We start from the raw sequence: 15,232 nt of genomic DNA on the forward strand, positions 1-15,232 counted from the left end.
CGTGCCGATCGAATTTCATTGCGACTCCCGTTTGTTGGCGGTGCCAGGGCCCGCCGTGCCTGATTCTGTCCCAGGTCAGGACGCAAGAAGGCCCCTCACGCCAGTTCTTCCACCCGCAGCGCGGTGACTTTCCCTGCGACCGAGGGATGTGCCTGCAGCGCTTGCAGCGCCAGGTCGACCGTGCCCTGCCGCACCGGTTGCGTCAGCACCAGCACCTGCGGCCCCATGCCGGGCTGCCCGCTCGCCAGCGACACCTGGCGCACCGGTACCTGCTGGTCGGCGAGCCAGTCCGACACCGCCTCGATCCGGCCGGCCGCATGCACGGGTATGCGCAGGTAGTGCGGTAAACACGCGGCGGCAGGCGGCAGCACTGGCAAGGCGCTCATCGCGTGTGGATGAAACCCGAGGTGAGGCACGCGCTGTGCAGCGTGGGTGCCGTCGAGCCGCGCCACGTCCACCAGATCGGCGATCACCGCCGAGGCGGTCTGCTCGGACCCGGCACCCGCGCCGTAGTACATCGTCACGCCGGCCGCATCCCCCTTGACCATGACGGCGTTCATCGACCCGTTCACGTGCGCCATGAGGTGCGACGCCGGCACCAGCGCGGGCTGCACGCGCAGCTCGATGCCCTCCTCCCTTCGCCGCGCCACGCCCAGCAGCTTGATGCGAAAACCCAGTTGCGCCGCGCAGGCCACGTCCATCCGCTGGAGGGACGTGATGCCTTCCACCTGCACGTCGGCAAGCCGCACGGGGGTGCCGAACGCATTGGCGGCCAGCAGGGTGAGCTTGTGCGCGGCGTCGATGCCCTCGATGTCGAAGGCCGGATCGGCCTCGGCATAGCCCAGCGCCTGGGCCTGTGCGAGCGCGGCGGGGAAGTCCAGGCCATCGTCCTCCATCTTGCTCAGGATGAAATTGGTGGTGCCGTTGATGATGCCCGCCACCCACTCGATGCGGTTGGCCGTAAGGCCTTCGCGCAGCGCCTTGACGATGGGGATGCTCACCGCCACGGCGCCCTCGTAGGCCACGGCCACGCCGTGCTGGCGGGCCGCCGCGAAGATCTCGGCGCCGTGCACCGCCAGCAGGGCCTTGTTGGCCGTGACCACGTGCTTGCCGTGCGCAATGGCGGCCAGCACCCAGTCGCGCGCCGGGCCGGTGCCGCCAGCCACTTCCACCACCACGTCGACGTCCGGATGCGTGGCCACGCGCAGCGGGTCGTCCGTCACCGGAACAGCGTCGCCCACGATGCCGGCGGCGCGTGCCAGGTTGCGTGCCGCCACCATCACCAGTTCGATCGGCCGGCCCGCGCGTCCCGCGATGTCGGCCTGGTTGCGTGCCAGCACCCGGAACGTGCCCGCGCCGACGGTGCCGATGCCGATCATGCCCACGCGCAGTGCGCGAAGGGCCGCAGGAAGGCTGGGCAGGGGTTCGAGTGACTGGACTGGATCGCGGTACATGGAAATCTCCGGATGAAAAACAAAAAACCCAGCTGCCAGAGCTGGGTTCATTCATTCGGAGAAGAGCGATACACCAGGTGGCTGCCGAAACGGCCACCTGCGCGTGCTCAGGGGGCCGCGGTGGTAATGGTGGTAATCATTCGTGCAACCAACGCCCCGCTCGCCCGCGCGAAGGCAGGCGACGTCAGGCAGACCAGCGAGGCTGCGCAGACGGTGGTGGGGAAGAAATGGCACGGCATGAAACAGCAAGTGTACACAAGGCCCGCCTGGCGCAGGGGACTTCCCGCGCAAAACCCGCTCGAATACAGGGAGGAGGCCTACACACCTCCGCCCGCAGCGAGCCTAATGTCGTGGGAAAAGAACGGCATCATCCAGGAGGCAGCATCATGAAGAATTTCGTCCTAGAGCCCCGCATGCGGGCAAGCTTCGGCGGCGCTTTCTACCCCACTGGCTATTCGATGGTGATGTTTCCGAGCGCGGCAGACGCCAGCCGCATCGGCCACAAACTGATCGAAAACGGCGTGAGCGGCGACGAGATCTACCTGATTCCCGCTGCCACGATCCTGGAGGAGATCACACCCACCGTGAGGGAAGCCGACGATCCGCTGCCATCCGCCGGCACCGATGCGGCCACCGTGCGTGCCTACACCCAGCTGGCGCGCGAGGGCCACACCGGCCTGTTGGTCAGGACGAAAAACGAAGAAGCCGCAAATCACCTGATGGAGGTGGTGCGCACCGTCCCCTATTCGATTGCGCAGCGCTATCGCACGCTGGTCATCGAAGATCTTTGAGCCCCTGATGCGGCGGCCGCTCAGGCCGCAGCCACGGTGCGCCGCACCACGTCGCGGGCCATGGCTTGCGCCAGTTCCTGTTCGCCCAGAAAGACGGTTGCGGTGGTCTCCTGCGTGAGCATCCGGGCTTCATCTTCGTTGTGGCTGCGGATCACGGTCTCGATCGCCGGGTTGAGCGTGCGCGCGATTTCCATCATCTGGCGCACGTGGATGGCGTCCGGCGTTGCCACCACCAGCACCCGTGCGCGCGCAATGTGCGCCTGGATCAGCACGGAAGGATCGGCCGCATCGCCCCACACGGCCGCCACACCGGCTTCGCGCAGCTTCTCCACCAGTTCACGGTTCTGCTCCGCCACCACATAGGGAATGTCGTTCGCCTCCAGCTCGGACGCAATGCGGCGCCCGACGCGGCCATAGCCCACCAGCACCACCTGCCTGGACAGGTACCTGGCTTCGGTGGTCGTGGGCAATTCGGCCAGCGGATGGTCGCGCGATTCGAGCCCCCGCGCCAACGGAAGACGGGCATGCAGCCATTTTTGCAATGGCACGATCAGGCTGAACCACAGCGGATTGGTGGCAATGGAAATGAGCGCGCCGGCCAGGATGAGGCTCTGGCCTTCGACCGGCAGCACGCCGAGCGATACGCCGAGCCCCGCAAGGATGAACGAGAACTCCCCGATCTGCGCGAGGCTCGCGCTCACGGTGAGCGCGGTGCGCAGCGGATAGCGAAACGCCAGCACCAGCGCGCAGGCGGCAAGCGACTTGCCCAGCACGATCACGGCCACCACCGCCAGCACCTGCAGCGGGCGTTCCAGGAGCACCGAAGGATCGAAGAGCATGCCCACGGAGACGAAGAACAGCACCGCGAAGGCGTCGCGCAGCGGCAGCGATTCCTGCGCGGCGCGGTGGCTGAATTCCGATTCACGCATCACCATGCCCGCAAAGAACGCACCGAGGGCGAACGACACGCCGAACAACGCCGCCGATGCGAAGGCGATGCTCACGGCCGCCGCTATCACGCACAGCGTGAACAGTTCGCGCGAGCCGGTGCGCGTGACCTGCCAGAGAATCCAGGGGAAGGCCCGCCTTCCGACCACCAGCATCAGCGCCACGAAGCCCCCCACCTGCAGCAGCGTGAGCCCGAGCGTCTGCCACAGAGGGTCCGGCGCGGCGCCCGCCGGAACGCCGGCAGTCCCGCCCAGGGCGCCCGCCAGCGGCGGCATCAGCACCAGGACCAGCACCATGGCCAGGTCCTCGACCACCAGCCACCCCACGGCAATGCGGCCCGTGAACGAATCGAGAATGCCCAGGCTCTCGAGCGCCCGCAGCAGCACGACCGTGCTCGCCACCGACAGCGCCAGGCCGAAGACCAGCGCCTCGCCCCAGGACCAACCCCACCAGAGCGCCAGTGCGCCACCGAGCAGGGTGGCCACCGCGATCTGCGCCAACGCACCCGGCAGAGCGATCTTGCGCACCGCCAGCAGGTCGTCGAGCGAAAAATGCAGGCCTACGCCGAACATCAGCAGCATCACGCCGATTTCGGCCAGCTGCGCCGCAATGCCCGCATCGGCCACGAAGCCCGGCGTGAAGGGCCCGATGATCACCCCCGCCAGCAGGTAGCCCACCAACGCCGGCAGCCGCAGCCGCACGGCCAGGAAACCGAACACGAGCGCCAGCCCCAACCCGGCGGCAATGGTGTTGATCAGGGAAACGCTGTGGGGCATCGTTCCATTTTGCAGGAACGATGCCTTTCCCTTGCCCTACACGGACATCAGTCGGCCATCTTGCTGACGCGGGCGCCTTCGAGCACTTCGGGTTCCTGCGCCTCGACCCAGTTCTCGTTGTTGAGCCCGGCCTTCAACCGCTCGGTGTCGAGCTCGTTCGTCCACTTGGCGACCACGATGGTGGCCACGCCGTTGCCGATCAGGTTGGTCAGCGCGCGGGCCTCCGACATGAAGCGGTCGATGCCGAGGATCAGCGCCAGGCCCGCTACGGGCACATGGCCCACCGCCGACAGCGTGGCGGCCAGCACGATGAAGCCGCTGCCGGTCACGCCTGCGGCGCCCTTCGAGGTCAGGAGCAGCACGGCCAGCAGCGTGATCTCCTGCATCAGCGTCATGGGCGTGTTGGTGGCTTGCGCAATGAACACCGCCGCCATCGTCAGGTAGATGGAAGTGCCGTCGAGGTTGAACGAATAGCCGGTAGGAATCACCAGGCCCACGCAGGCCTTGTTGGCGCCCAGGTTCTCCATCTTCTCCATCATGCGCGGCAGCACCGACTCGGACGATGAAGTGCCCAGCACGATCAGCAGTTCTTCCTTGATGTACTTGATGAACTTCCAGATGCTGAAGCCGTGGAAGCGCGCAATGAGCCCCAGTACCACGAAGATGAACAGCAGGCAGGTCAGGTAGAACGTGCCCATCAGCTTGCCGAGCGAGAACAGGCTGCCCAGCCCGTACTTGCCGATGGTGAAGGCCATCGCGCCAAAGGCGCCGATGGGTGCCAGCTTCATGATGTAGCCGACGATCACGAAGAGCACGTGCGAGCCCTTCTCGATCACGTCGAACACCAGCGTGCCGCGCCCGCCGAAACGGTGCAGCGCAAAGCCGAACAGCACGGCGATCAGCAGCACCTGCAGGATTTCGCCCTTGGCAAAGGCGTCGACCACCGTGCTGGGAATGACGTTCAGGAGAAAGTCGACCGTACCGGTCATCTTTCCGGGGCCGGTGTAGGAGGCAATCGCCTTCGTGTCGAGCGTGGCCGGGTCGATGTTCATGCCTGCGCCGGGCTGCAGCAGATTGACCAGCAAGAGGCCGACCACGAGCGCGATGGTGCTCACGATCTCGAAGTACAGCAGCGCCAGGCCGCCGTCTTGCCGACCTTCTTCATGTCTTCCATGCCTGCGATGCCGACCACCACCGTGCAGAAGATGATCGGCGCGATGATCATCTTGATGAGCTTGATGAAGCCGTCGCCCAGCGGCTTCATCGACTCGCCGATGACGGGGTAGAAGTGGCCGAGCAGCACGCCGATGACCACCGCGGTGATCACCTGGACGTAGAGCGAACGGTAAAGAGGAAGTTTTCTGGGCGATGTGGTTGTTGTGTCTGCCATTTTTGCCTCCGAGTCGGGTTGGAAACTGTAGGTCCCTTTCAGCCGCTTTCCATTCGTGGAAGCCACATCCTTCAAATGAAAAAAACCCGCCGAAGCGGGTCTTTTCGATCAGGTTGCGGTCAGCATGATCAGTGCATGTGCAGGCCGCCGTTGACCGAGAAATCGGCCCCGGTGCTGTAGCCGCCCTCGTCCGTGGCAAGCCACGAGATGATGGAGGCAATTTCGCTCGGCTCGCCCAGGCGCTTGACCGGGATGGTGGCCACGATCTTGTCGAGCACCTCCTGGCGGATGGCCTTGACCATGTCGGTGCCGATGTAGCCCGGGCTCACGGTGTTGACCGTCACGCCCTTGTTCGCCAGCTCCTGTGCCAGCGCCATCGTGAAGCCGTGCATGCCGGCCTTGGCCGCCGAGTAGTTGGTCTGCCCTGCCTGGCCCTTGGCGCCGTTGACCGAGCTGATGTTGATGATGCGGCCCCAGCCTTTTTCGACCATGTCGCCCACCACCTGCTTGGTGACGTTGAACATGCTGTTGAGGTTGGTCTCGATGACCGCGCTCCAGTCTTCGGGCGTCATCTTCAGGAACATGCGGTCCCGCGTGATGCCGGCATTGTTGACCAGCACGTCGATGGGACCGTGCGCAGCCTTGGCGGCCGAAAACGCCTCGACAGTGGATTGCCAGTCGCCGACATTGCCGACCGACGCATGGAACTCGAAGCCCAGGGCCTTCTGCTCGGCCAGCCATTTGGCATGGTCGCGCGTGGGGCCGCAGCCTGCGATGACAGTGAAGCCGTCTTTGTGCAGACGCTGGCAGATGGCAGTTCCGATGCCACCCATGCCTCCGGTGACATATGCAACTTTCTTGCTCATGAAATTTTCCTTGATGTGTACGAAGCAAAAGCCTGAACGGCCGCCTTCACTCTAGCGAATTTCAAGCCACCCATCGCTGAGGAAAACACTGAGCCAAGCTGGCAAGCAGCTGTCAATGCAGGGCCGATGTGCAACCATATACATGAGTCTGTACCTTCTTGCGCATTCCGGGCGCCTTCAAGGAGTTCGAAAGTATGAATTTCGGGATCGTCATATTCCCCGAGGTCGAGGAACTCGATTTCGTCGGCCCCTGGGAAATGCTCACGATGTGGAGCAAGCTCGCCGCAGGTCCGAAAAACTGTGTCGTCGTCGCCGAGAAGCGCGAGCCGGTGAAGTGCGCCAAGGGTCTGTCGGTCAATCCACACGTGTCGTTTGCCGACTGCCCGCCGCTCGACTACCTGCTCGTGCCCGGCGGCATGGGCACGCGCCGCGAGGTCGACAACCCCGCGATGCTGCGCTTCCTCGCTGTGCAGGCACCCGGGTGCGAGGCGCTGCTGTCCGTGTGCACCGGCGCGTTCGTGCTCCACGCGGCCGGGCTGCTCTCCGGCAAGACCGCCACCACGCACTGGGGGTCGCTCGACCGGCTGCGCGCGCTCGGGGATGTGAATGTGGTGGAAGAGCGCTTCGTGCGGGACGGCAACGTGTGGAGCTCGGCCGGCGTTTCGGCCGGCACCGACCTGATGCTCGCCTTCATTGCCCACACCGCCGGCGAGGAAGCCGCGGCCCGGGTGCAGCTGCAGGCCGAGTACTACCCGGCTGGCACGGTCTATGGCAGCACGGCGAGCCATGAGCGGGCGCCAGCGTACGTGCGGCGGCCCAATGCCTGACGTTTCCGGCCTGGAGCCGCTTTCCGTCCTCGCCGCACGCGTCGGTGCCACCCTGCGCGAGCGGCGCCAGACGGTGGCCGTGGCCGAATCTTCGGCCGGCGGCCTCGTGTCGGCCGCCCTGCTTGCCATTCCAGGCGCATCGGCCTTCTTCCTCGGCGGCGCGGTGGTCTATTCGCGGCGCGCTGCAAAGGCGCTGCTGGGACTGACTCCAGAGGACATGGCCGCCGGCATGCGCGCGGAAACCGAACCCTATGCCAGGTTCATCGCGGGCAGGATCCGCGACAGCCACCGCGCCACGTGGGGAATCGCCGAGAGCGGCGCGGCCGGCCCTTCCGGCAGCCCTTACGGCGACGCGCCGGGCCATGTGTGCGTGGCCATCGCCGGTGCGGCCACCGCAAGCAGGACCATCGAGACCGGCGACGCGGACCGCGTGTCGAACATGGACGTGTTCGCGCGGCAGTTGCTCTTGCTGTTCGACGAGACGCTCCGGGCCTAGCCCTTCATCGGACGAGTGCGAACGGCGCCGCTCCAGCCAAGCTTGCCTGCATTTAATTTACATCGTACATTTACGATGTAAATTGATTGAGATACTTCATGCCCAAAGCCCTCTCCGATGCGGAAGTCCAAGACTTTCGTCGACGCCTGCTGTCGGTTGCCGAACGCTCCTTCGCGGAGCATGGAATCGATGGCGTCACGGTGCGCCAGCTGGCGCAGCAGCTTGGCTGCAGTGCCATGACGCCGTATCGGTATTTCCGGGACAAGGACGAAATTCTGGCGGCCGTCACAGCGGCGGCGTTGGACCGCTTCTCGAACGCACTGGAGACGGCGTTCGCCATCGACGGCAGCGGCCTCGAACGATCGGCCGCGGTGCGCATGGCTTATCTGCGCTTCGCTTTCGAGAATCCAAGGGCCTACAAGCTCATGTTCGACCTCCCCCATCCCAGGATGTCGATCTTCCCTGACCTGGCGCGCGCCGCGCTGCGTGCCGAGCAGATCATGACCGCGCCACTGGAACGCCTGGTGCAAGAGGGTTCCATCAAGGGCGATCCACGTCTGCTGGGTCGGATCTTCTGGAGCGCAATTCACGGTGCCGTGTCTTTGCAACTAGCGGGCAAACTGGATTCATCACCGACATTCGACAGCGTGCTCGGGAGCATGCTTCACCTGATCGTCACTGGCGCAAATGCCTCCGCGAAATAGGACTGCCATGCTGAGTTTTCAAGGTCATCAAGTGCACGTGGTCGATCAGGGAAACGGACCGCCGGTCTTGTTCCTGCACGGCAATCCCGATACTTCCGATATCTGGCGCGATCTCATTGCGAAACTGAGCGTGCACCATCGGTGCCTCGCGCCTGATCTGCCAGGGTATGGACATTCCGTCGCAGCCTCGGATTTTGATTGCTCTCTCGAGCACCTGGCCAAGTTTGTCGATGATCTCGTCATTCAGCTCGGGCTGCACGAAAAGATCAGCCTCGTGGTCCATGACATCGGTGGCCAGTTCGGTTTGGCATGGGCCGTCAAGCATCCCGAAAAAGTCAGGCGCATCGTGATCTTCAACACTGCCTTCTCGCCCGAATACCGCTGGACGGCATTACACAGGATCTGGCGCACCCCTATCCTGGGTGAGCTGGCCCAGCGCCTGACAAGCCGGCGAGCGTTCACCAGGGAAATGAAGAAAGGCGCAAGCCGGCTCACGTCCGAACAGATCGATCGAATCTTCGATCGCATCACGCCTGCCATGAAACAAATGGCGCTGCGCATTTTCAGGACAACCGAGTTGGCGCACTTCCACGGTTGGGATACGCAATTGCGAGAGCTTGCATCGCGCATTCCGGTGCAAGTTCTGTGGAGCGATGACGATCCCTACATCGCTCCGGAGTTCGCCGAACGTTTTGGTGCGCAAGCCGTGAGTCGCTATCGGGGCTTCGGCCATTGGTTGCCGCTCGAAGCACCCGAGCTGGTCGGGAGCGAACTGCAAGCGTTTCTTGCGCGGACGGATTGAACACGCCCGCAGGCTCCTGCCTCAATCCGCCTGCACCCCGGCCGCGCGAATCACCTTGCCCCACTTCTCGGTCTCGGCCGCCAGGTGCTTGCGCAGCGCCTCGGGCGTCACCTTGTCCATCGGCACGGCCTCGGTGCTCAGTTCGGCAAAGCGTTGCTTCACCATGTCGTCCTGCAACGCGGCGCGCAAGGCGGTGTTGAGCTTTTCCATCACGGCCGGCGGCGTGCCCTTGGGGGCGTAGATGCCATGCCACACCTTCACGTCGAATCCCTTCAGGCCCTGCTCGTCGAGCGTGGGGATGTTGGGCATGCTGGACAGGCGCTTGGGCGTGGTCACGCCGAACACCTTGACCCGGTTGCCGTCCTTGATGACGGGCGCGGTCTGGGTGGTCTGGTCGCACAGCAGATCGACCTGCCCGCCCATCAGGTCGTTGAGCGCGGGACCGGCGCCCTTGTAGGGCACGGTGGTGAGTTGCACGCCGATCTGGTGCGCGAAGAGCATGCCGCTAGCTGCGACACGGCACCGACGCCGGCGTTGGCGAGCGTCACCTTGTCCTTGTGGGTCTTCACGTAGGCCAGCAGCTCCTGGAAGTTGTTGGCCGGAAAGTCCTTGCGCGAGAGCAGGGTCATGGGTACGTCCATCACCTGGCCGACGTATTCGAAGTCTTTCAGCGGGTCGTAGCTGAGCTTCTTGTAGAGCGCGGGCGCGGTGGCCATGCCCATGTGATGGATGAGGATGGTGTAGCCGTTGGGCGCCGCCTTGGCCACGCGGCCGGGTGCGATGGTGCCGCCCGCGCCCACGGTGTTCTCGACGATCACGGTCTGCCCAAGCGACTTGCCCATGGGAATCGCGAGCATGCGCGCGACCACGTCGGTGGGGCCGCCGGCCGAATACGGCACGACCATGGTGATGGGTTTCTCGGGCCACGGGGCCTGCGCCGCCGCGGGCGATTGGGCCGCCAGCAGGCAGGCGCCCAGCGCAGCCGCATGCATTGCCCGTGTTTTCCAGTTGCTTGTTGCGTTCACTTCGTTGTCTCCTTTGTCTTGATGTCGATCTGCGGCGCTCGTCAGGGCACCGTTTGCGTATCGAGCGCGAGCAGGCGCTCGGCCAGGCGCACCACGGGTGCGTCGACCATGCGCCCGTCGAGGCTCACCACGCCGCCACCGGCGGTGCGGGTCGCATCCATCACGCGGCGCGCCCATGCCAGCTCATCGGTGCTCGGGCCCAGGGCGGCGTGCACGGGCGCCACCTGGTCGGGGTGAATGCAGAGCTTGGCGCCGAAGCCGCCGCGGCGTGCACGAGCCGTGTCGGCCGCGAGCCGCGGCGCATCGCGCCAATCGGGCGTGACGCCATCGATGGGGGCGGCCAGGCCGGCACGGCGCGAGGCCAGCACCAGTGCCAGGCGCACCGGCACCAGCTCGGCCTCGTCCGCATCGCAGGCAAGGCCCAGGTCGGCCTGGAAGTCGAGGTTGCCGAACGCGAGCCGCAGCACCTGCGGCGCGGCCGCGAGTTCGGCGGCGGCTTCGAGGCCCGCGGCGGATTCGATCAAGGGCACGAGCAGGCCCTTGGGGCCGATGTCAGCGGCGAGCTGATGCAAGTCCGCGGCGCGTTCGGCCTTGGGCAGCACCGCGCCGGCAATCAGGCCTTCGGCGGCAAGCTCACCCACCAGCGCACGGTCGTCGTCGTGCCACGGTGTGCCATGGGCATTGATGCGCACCAGCAGGCGCCCTCTTTCCGCGGCGGGCAATGCAGCGAAAGAAGATCTCAGCTGCTCGCGCGCCGCCACCTTGCGATCGGGCGCCACGGCATCTTCGAGATCGACGATGACGCCTCCCGCACCGGTGGCCAGCGCGCGCGCGTGGCGCTCGGGCCGGTCGGCGGGCACGAAGAGAAAGGTGCGCGCCAGGGCCAGCGGCGGATTCGCAGCCGTGCTCACACCGCCCCCGCCTCGCGCAACGCGGCAATCTCGGCGTCGCCGCGCCCCAGGCTGCGCAGGATGGCGTCGGTGTGCTGGCCCACGGCCGGCACGGCGTCCATTCGGTAGTCGAAGGCGCTCTGGCGCCCCGCAGGCAACAGGGCCGGAATGTCGCCTGCCGGCGAGCCCACCTGCCGCCAGCGCTCGCGCGCCTGCAATTGCGGATGTGCCCAGAGGCCCGCCATGTCGTTCATGCGCGCATTGGCAATCTGCGCGGCGTCGAGGCGCTCGACCACCTGCATGGTGCCGAGCGCGGCGAAGGTCTCCACGATGATCGCGCGCAGCGCGTCGCGGTTTTCGTTGCGCCGCGCGTTGCTGTCGAAGCGCGCGTCGGTGGCGAGCCCCGGCTGCAGCAGCACCTTCTCGCAGAACACGCGCCATTCGCGCTCGTTCTGCAGGCCCAGCATCACCGTGCCGCCATCGCCCGCGGGAAACGGGCCGTACGGGTAGATGGTGGCGTGCGAAGCGGCGCTGCGCGGCGGCGGCGGCGCGCCTTCGTAGGCGTAGTACATCGGATAGCCCATCCATTCGGCGAGCGACTCGAGCATCGACACGTCGATGTGCGAGCCCTTGCCGGTCTTGCCGCGCTGGAGCAGCGCCGCGAGGATGCCGGTGTAGGCGTACATGCCCGCCGCAATGTCGGCGATGGAATTGCCCGACTTGCACGGATCGTCCGGCGTGCCCGTGACCGACAGGAAACCCGCCTCGCTCTGGATCAGCAGGTCATAGGCTTTCTTGTCGCGGTACGGGCCGTCTTCGCCGTAGCCCGAGATGTCGCAGACGATGAGCCGCGGGTGCTTCGCCTGCAGCGCTTCGGCGCCCAGGCCCATGCGTGCGGCCGCGCCGGGTGCGAGATTCTGCACCAGCACGTCGGCCTCGGCCACAAGCTCCTGCAGCACCGCGAGCGCGGCGGGCTGCTTGAGGTCGAGCGTGAGGCTTTCCTTCGAGCGGTTGACCCACACGAAGTGCGAGGCCTCGCCACCCACGCGCGCATCGTAGGCGCGTGCAAAGTCGCCGACGCCGGGACGCTCCACCTTGATGACGCGGGCGCCAAGATCGGCCAGCTGGCGGGTACAGAACGGTGCCGCGATCGCGTGTTCGAGCGAAACCACGGTGATGCCGTCAAGAGGTCTTGTCATGGGCTTGCTTTCCTTGTCATGCGAGCACGGCCGTGGCCTGCATCGTGAGCCAGCCATCGGCGTCTTCGCCCCAGAGGCTGAAAGTCTTGCCGTCCGTGCTTCCTTCGGCCGGCTTGCCGTGCACGCGGAACGGCGCGATGTCGAAGGTCGGCCGCACGGCGCGGAATTCGAAACGCGCGAGCTGCGCGCCCGGCACGTTCCGGCGCAGCAGGTCGACCAAGAGCGTGGCGATGAGCGGCCCGTGCACGATCAACCCCGGATAGCCCTCGACCTGCGTCACGTAGCGGCGGTCGTAGTGGATGCGGTGCCCATTGAAGGTAAGCGCCGAATAGCGGAACAGCAGCACGTCGTCGGGCACGATCTCGCGGCTGAAGGCGGCGTCTTTCGGCGCCGGCGTGGGCGGCGGCGCCTTCTCGCCTGGCGCGGCCGCGGCGCGGTAGACGATGTCGTGTTCTTCGGTGAGCGCGAGGCCGCGTTCGTTGCGCACTTCATGGCGCACGAGCACGAACACCAGCTCGCCGCTGCGGCCTGCCTTGTGGGTGACCGAGGCGATGGTCGAGGTGCGCTCCACCGCGTCGCCCACCCGCAGCGGATTGCCCTCGTCCCACGCCAGCCGGCCACCAGCCCACATGCGGCGCGGCAGCGGCACGGGCGGCAGGAAGCCGCCGCGCTTCGCATGTCCGTCGTCGCCGATTTCGGACTGGCGATGGTGCGGCAGGAAATAGAGCCAGTGCCACAGCTCGGGCAGGCGCGTGCCGGCCACGGGCAGCGCGTCGTCGCGATCCAGCGTGGCGGAGAGCGCGCGCACGGGCGCGGCAGTGACCTCGTCGGCCAGCGTTTCGCTGCGGCCCTGCCACGCCTGGAGCCTGGCCAGCGCATCGCCGTCGATCAGCACGGAAGAAGTTTCATGCATGGAATCGCTCATGGTTCTTTCAATCCACTGCAGCGCCGGAGGCCTTGACGATGCGCGCCCACTTGGCGAGATCGTCCTGCAGCAGTTTCGAAAATTGATCGGGCGTGGTGGGCGCCGCGATCTCGACGCCCTGCTGGTCGAGCTTGTCGCGCAGGTCCTTGGCGGCCAGCGCCTTGCGCGTCGCATCCTGCAGCGTGGCCAGCACGTCGGCCGGGACGCCCGCTGGCGCGAACAGGCCGATCCAGAGCGTGCCGTTGTAGCCCGGCACCGCCTCGCCGATGGCGGGCACGTCGGGCAGCACGGGCGAACGCTTGTCGCCGCTCACGGCCAATGCACGCAACTTGCCGGCCTTGATGTGCGAGAGCGCCGAAGGCAGGCTCGCGAACACGATCGGCAACTGCCCGCCCAGCACGTCGTTGAGCGCAGGCGCCACGCCCTTGTACGGCACGTGCTGCAGAGAGATGCCCGCCATGCTGTTGAGCATTTCACCGAGCAGGTGGTTGAGCGTGCCGTTGCCCGCCGAGGCGTACTGGTAGTTGGCGCCCTTCTGCCGCGCAAGCTTCAGGAACTCGTTGAAGTCCTTGGCCGGAAACGAGGGGTTGACCAGCAGCACGTTGGGCACCGCGCCGACCAGGCCCACGGGCTTGAAGTCTTTCACCGGGTCGAAGCCCGGGTTCTTGTAGAGCGCCGGATTGATCGCCTGGCTGCTGCTGATGGTCATGAGCAGCGTGTAGCCGTCCTTCGGGCCCCTGGCGACCAGTTGCGTGCCGATGTTGCCGCCCGCGCCGGGCCGGTTGTCGACCACCACGCTGGCGTTGTTCATCACCTCGCCGAGCTTCTGGCCCACGAGGCGGCCGACGATGTCGTTGGTGCCGCCTGCGGCCTGCGGCACGACCAGCGTGATGGGCCGGGAGGGATAAGGCTCTGCGCTCGCCGGGCTCATCGCAAGCACAAGCGCGGCCGCCAGCGAAAGCAGCGCGCCGACGCGAAATTTGCGGTTCATGTGTGTTGTCTCCATGCCCGCATGGTCGTTGGCCCCCAGCCTTCGCGCAATCTGCGATTTCGGAACCCAGCCTTCTGGAATTCCGAAGGCTTGGGTACGATGGCGCCATGCTTTTCGACCTGACCGACCTGCGCCTTTTCGTTGCCACGGCCGAACTCGGCAATCTCACGCGCGCGGCCGAGCGGCAGCATCTGTCGCTCGCGGCGGCGAGTGCGCGCATCAAGGCGCTCGAGACCCAGGCCGGGTTGCAGCTGCTGCAGCGGGAAGCCCGGGGCGTTCGCCTGCTGCCGCCGGGAGAAGCCTTCCTGCATCATGCGCGCCTGGTGCTGCACCAGACCGAGCAGCTGCGCGCCGACCTGCTCGAATACGGCGGAGGCCTCCGCGGCCATCTGCGCGTGTTCGCCAACACCACTGCGGTGACCGATTTTTTACCCGAGATCCTGCCCGGCTTTCTTGCGCGCAATCCGCGCATCAACGTCGACCTTCAGGAAAAACCGAATGCTCAGATCCCGCGCGGCGTGCTCGACGGCCGCGCCGACATCGGCATCGTGGCGGGCCGTGTCGACACGCTGGGCCTGGAAGCCATCCACTTCAGCACCGACCGGCTGGTGCTCGTCACTTCGCGAAAACACCGCTTCGCGAAGCGCCGCAAGATTTCATTCGCCGAGACGCTCGACGAAGACGCCATCGGCATGCAGCAGGGCAGCACCTTGCAGGCCTTTCTCGCGCAGATCACCGACAACCTCGGCAAGCGGCAGAAGCTGCGCATCCAACTCGGCAGCTTCGACGCCATGTGCCGGATGATCGGCAGCGGTGTCGGCATTGGGGTGGTGCCGGAATCGGCCGCGCGGCGCAACCAGGAAAGCATGCAGCTCGCGCTGATCGACCTCAGCGACGCGTGGTGCGTGCGGGAGCGCTATCTGCTGGTGCGCGACCGGGCCGCCCTGCCCATCTATGCGCAGGCGCTGGTCGATACGCTATGCCGGCACTATGCCGGTGAGCAGGCTGCCATCGCCTGAGAGCTGGCCCGCGCTACTGAAAACAAGGACTTGCAAGCGAATGGTGAGGAAGCGTGTGTGCCGTCCCCAATTTCCGTGGACAACTTTGGGGATAACTGATGTGCTTCCTTGTAAACACGATTTAAGTCG

Annotated in this window: 14 protein-coding genes and 2 pseudogenes; 7 read left to right on the top strand and 9 right to left on the bottom strand. The window is 66.0% G+C overall.

What is annotated here, in order from left to right:
• Positions 1-95: 95 nt before the first annotated feature.
• A complete protein-coding gene (locus tag ACAM55_RS15095; protein ID WP_369652342.1) occupies positions 96-1,454 on the bottom strand; it encodes a homoserine dehydrogenase in 1,359 nt (452 codons plus the stop codon).
• A gap of 12 nt (positions 1,455-1,466) precedes the next feature.
• Here ACAM55_RS15095 and ACAM55_RS15100 point away from each other — a divergent pair, with 12 nt between their 5' ends.
• Positions 1,467-1,844 carry a hypothetical protein gene (locus ACAM55_RS15100; protein WP_369652343.1) on the top strand — a complete coding sequence of 126 codons (378 nt, stop codon included), beginning with the start codon at positions 1,467-1,469 and terminating at the stop codon, positions 1,842-1,844.
• Positions 1,841-2,245, top strand: coding sequence for a hypothetical protein (locus ACAM55_RS15105; protein ID WP_369652344.1), 405 nt, complete (start codon positions 1,841-1,843; stop codon positions 2,243-2,245). The genes ACAM55_RS15100 and ACAM55_RS15105 overlap by 4 nt, the downstream gene beginning before the upstream one ends.
• A 20-nt stretch (positions 2,246-2,265) precedes the next feature.
• Here the strand turns inward: ACAM55_RS15105 and ybaL are convergent, their stop codons facing one another.
• The 3 genes and pseudogenes from ybaL to phbB all read right to left on the bottom strand — a co-directional run bounded on the left by ybaL (position 2,266) and on the right by phbB (position 6,225).
• Positions 2,266-3,969: a YbaL family putative K(+) efflux transporter gene (gene ybaL / locus ACAM55_RS15110; protein ID WP_369652345.1), complete on the bottom strand. Its 1,704-nt coding sequence runs from the start codon at positions 3,967-3,969 to the stop codon at positions 2,266-2,268.
• A gap of 47 nt (positions 3,970-4,016) precedes the next feature.
• Positions 4,017-5,359 (bottom strand): annotated as a pseudogene (locus ACAM55_RS15115) (dicarboxylate/amino acid:cation symporter).
• A 128-nt stretch (positions 5,360-5,487) separates the two neighbouring features.
• Positions 5,488-6,225, bottom strand: a complete 738-nt coding sequence (phbB, locus tag ACAM55_RS15120) for an acetoacetyl-CoA reductase (RefSeq protein ID WP_093011438.1) — start codon at positions 6,223-6,225, stop codon at positions 5,488-5,490.
• 194 nt (positions 6,226-6,419) lie between these two features.
• On the opposite strand from phbB, the gene ACAM55_RS15125 reads away from it, so the two are divergent.
• The 4 genes from ACAM55_RS15125 (at position 6,420) to ACAM55_RS15140 (ending at position 9,054) form a co-directional block, all read left to right on the top strand.
• Positions 6,420-7,052, top strand: coding sequence for a DJ-1/PfpI family protein (locus ACAM55_RS15125; RefSeq protein WP_369652346.1), 633 nt, complete (start codon positions 6,420-6,422; stop codon positions 7,050-7,052).
• Positions 7,045-7,548, top strand: coding sequence for a CinA family protein (locus ACAM55_RS15130; RefSeq protein ID WP_369652347.1), 504 nt, complete (start codon positions 7,045-7,047; stop codon positions 7,546-7,548). The genes ACAM55_RS15125 and ACAM55_RS15130 overlap by 8 nt, the downstream gene beginning before the upstream one ends.
• A 98-nt stretch (positions 7,549-7,646) precedes the next feature.
• Positions 7,647-8,252, top strand: coding sequence for a TetR/AcrR family transcriptional regulator (locus ACAM55_RS15135; RefSeq protein ID WP_369652348.1), 606 nt, complete (start codon positions 7,647-7,649; stop codon positions 8,250-8,252).
• 7 nt (positions 8,253-8,259) lie between these two features.
• Entirely contained in the window at positions 8,260-9,054 is a 795-nt protein-coding gene (locus tag ACAM55_RS15140; RefSeq protein WP_369652349.1) for an alpha/beta fold hydrolase, read from the top strand.
• A 21-nt stretch (positions 9,055-9,075) separates the two neighbouring features.
• Here ACAM55_RS15140 and ACAM55_RS15145 read toward each other — a convergent pair.
• From ACAM55_RS15145 to ACAM55_RS15165, 5 genes and pseudogenes are all read right to left on the bottom strand, one after another.
• Positions 9,076-10,079, bottom strand: a pseudogene (locus tag ACAM55_RS15145) (tripartite tricarboxylate transporter substrate-binding protein).
• Positions 10,080-10,120: 41 nt separating this feature from the next.
• Positions 10,121-10,990 (bottom strand): CoA ester lyase, encoded by an 870-nt coding sequence (locus ACAM55_RS15150; protein WP_369652350.1) that lies wholly within the window; start codon positions 10,988-10,990, stop codon positions 10,121-10,123.
• The gene (locus tag ACAM55_RS15155) at positions 10,987-12,168 is read right to left on the bottom strand and encodes a CaiB/BaiF CoA transferase family protein (RefSeq protein WP_369652351.1); all 1,182 of its coding nucleotides are present in this window, start codon (positions 12,166-12,168) and stop codon (positions 10,987-10,989) included. Before ACAM55_RS15155 ends, ACAM55_RS15150 begins: the two co-directional genes overlap by 4 nt.
• Positions 12,169-12,184: 16 nt before the next feature.
• On the bottom strand, positions 12,185-13,093 hold the full coding sequence (locus ACAM55_RS15160; protein ID WP_369652352.1) for a MaoC family dehydratase N-terminal domain-containing protein: 909 nt from the start codon (positions 13,091-13,093) through the stop codon (positions 12,185-12,187).
• 7 nt (positions 13,094-13,100) lie between these two features.
• Complete coding sequence (locus ACAM55_RS15165) at positions 13,101-14,084, bottom strand: tripartite tricarboxylate transporter substrate binding protein (protein ID WP_369652353.1); 984 nt, start codon at positions 14,082-14,084, stop codon at positions 13,101-13,103.
• Between the two features lie 107 nt (positions 14,085-14,191).
• Here ACAM55_RS15165 and ACAM55_RS15170 point away from each other — a divergent pair, with 107 nt between their 5' ends.
• Complete coding sequence (locus ACAM55_RS15170) at positions 14,192-15,103, top strand: LysR family transcriptional regulator (RefSeq protein ID WP_369652354.1); 912 nt, start codon at positions 14,192-14,194, stop codon at positions 15,101-15,103.
• The last annotated feature ends 129 nt before the right edge of the window (positions 15,104-15,232 follow it).

Origin of the sequence: Variovorax sp. V213, from assembly GCF_041154455.1 — a bacterium.
Taxonomy (GTDB): domain Bacteria; phylum Pseudomonadota; class Gammaproteobacteria; order Burkholderiales; family Burkholderiaceae_C; genus Variovorax.

Excerpts from the sequence above, each read along its gene's own strand:
- ACAM55_RS15130 (WP_369652347.1), top strand. The coding sequence starts at position 7,045 with ATGCCTGACGTTTCCGGCCTGGAGCCGCTTTCCGTCCTCGCCGCACGC.
- phbB (WP_093011438.1), bottom strand. The coding sequence starts at position 6,225 with ATGAGCAAGAAAGTTGCATATGTCACCGGAGGCATGGGTGGCATCGGA.
- ACAM55_RS15100 (WP_369652343.1), top strand. The coding sequence starts at position 1,467 with ATGAAAAACAAAAAACCCAGCTGCCAGAGCTGGGTTCATTCATTCGGA.
- ACAM55_RS15135 (WP_369652348.1), top strand. The coding sequence starts at position 7,647 with ATGCCCAAAGCCCTCTCCGATGCGGAAGTCCAAGACTTTCGTCGACGC.
- ACAM55_RS15140 (WP_369652349.1), top strand. The coding sequence starts at position 8,260 with ATGCTGAGTTTTCAAGGTCATCAAGTGCACGTGGTCGATCAGGGAAAC.
- ACAM55_RS15160 (WP_369652352.1), bottom strand. The coding sequence starts at position 13,093 with ATGAGCGATTCCATGCATGAAACTTCTTCCGTGCTGATCGACGGCGAT.
- ACAM55_RS15105 (WP_369652344.1), top strand. The coding sequence starts at position 1,841 with ATGAAGAATTTCGTCCTAGAGCCCCGCATGCGGGCAAGCTTCGGCGGC.
- ACAM55_RS15170 (WP_369652354.1), top strand. The coding sequence starts at position 14,192 with ATGCTTTTCGACCTGACCGACCTGCGCCTTTTCGTTGCCACGGCCGAA.
- ACAM55_RS15095 (WP_369652342.1), bottom strand. The coding sequence starts at position 1,454 with ATGTACCGCGATCCAGTCCAGTCACTCGAACCCCTGCCCAGCCTTCCT.
- ybaL (WP_369652345.1), bottom strand. The coding sequence starts at position 3,969 with ATGCCCCACAGCGTTTCCCTGATCAACACCATTGCCGCCGGGTTGGGG.
- ACAM55_RS15155 (WP_369652351.1), bottom strand. The coding sequence starts at position 12,168 with ATGACAAGACCTCTTGACGGCATCACCGTGGTTTCGCTCGAACACGCG.
- ACAM55_RS15165 (WP_369652353.1), bottom strand. The coding sequence starts at position 14,084 with ATGAACCGCAAATTTCGCGTCGGCGCGCTGCTTTCGCTGGCGGCCGCG.
- ACAM55_RS15125 (WP_369652346.1), top strand. The coding sequence starts at position 6,420 with ATGAATTTCGGGATCGTCATATTCCCCGAGGTCGAGGAACTCGATTTC.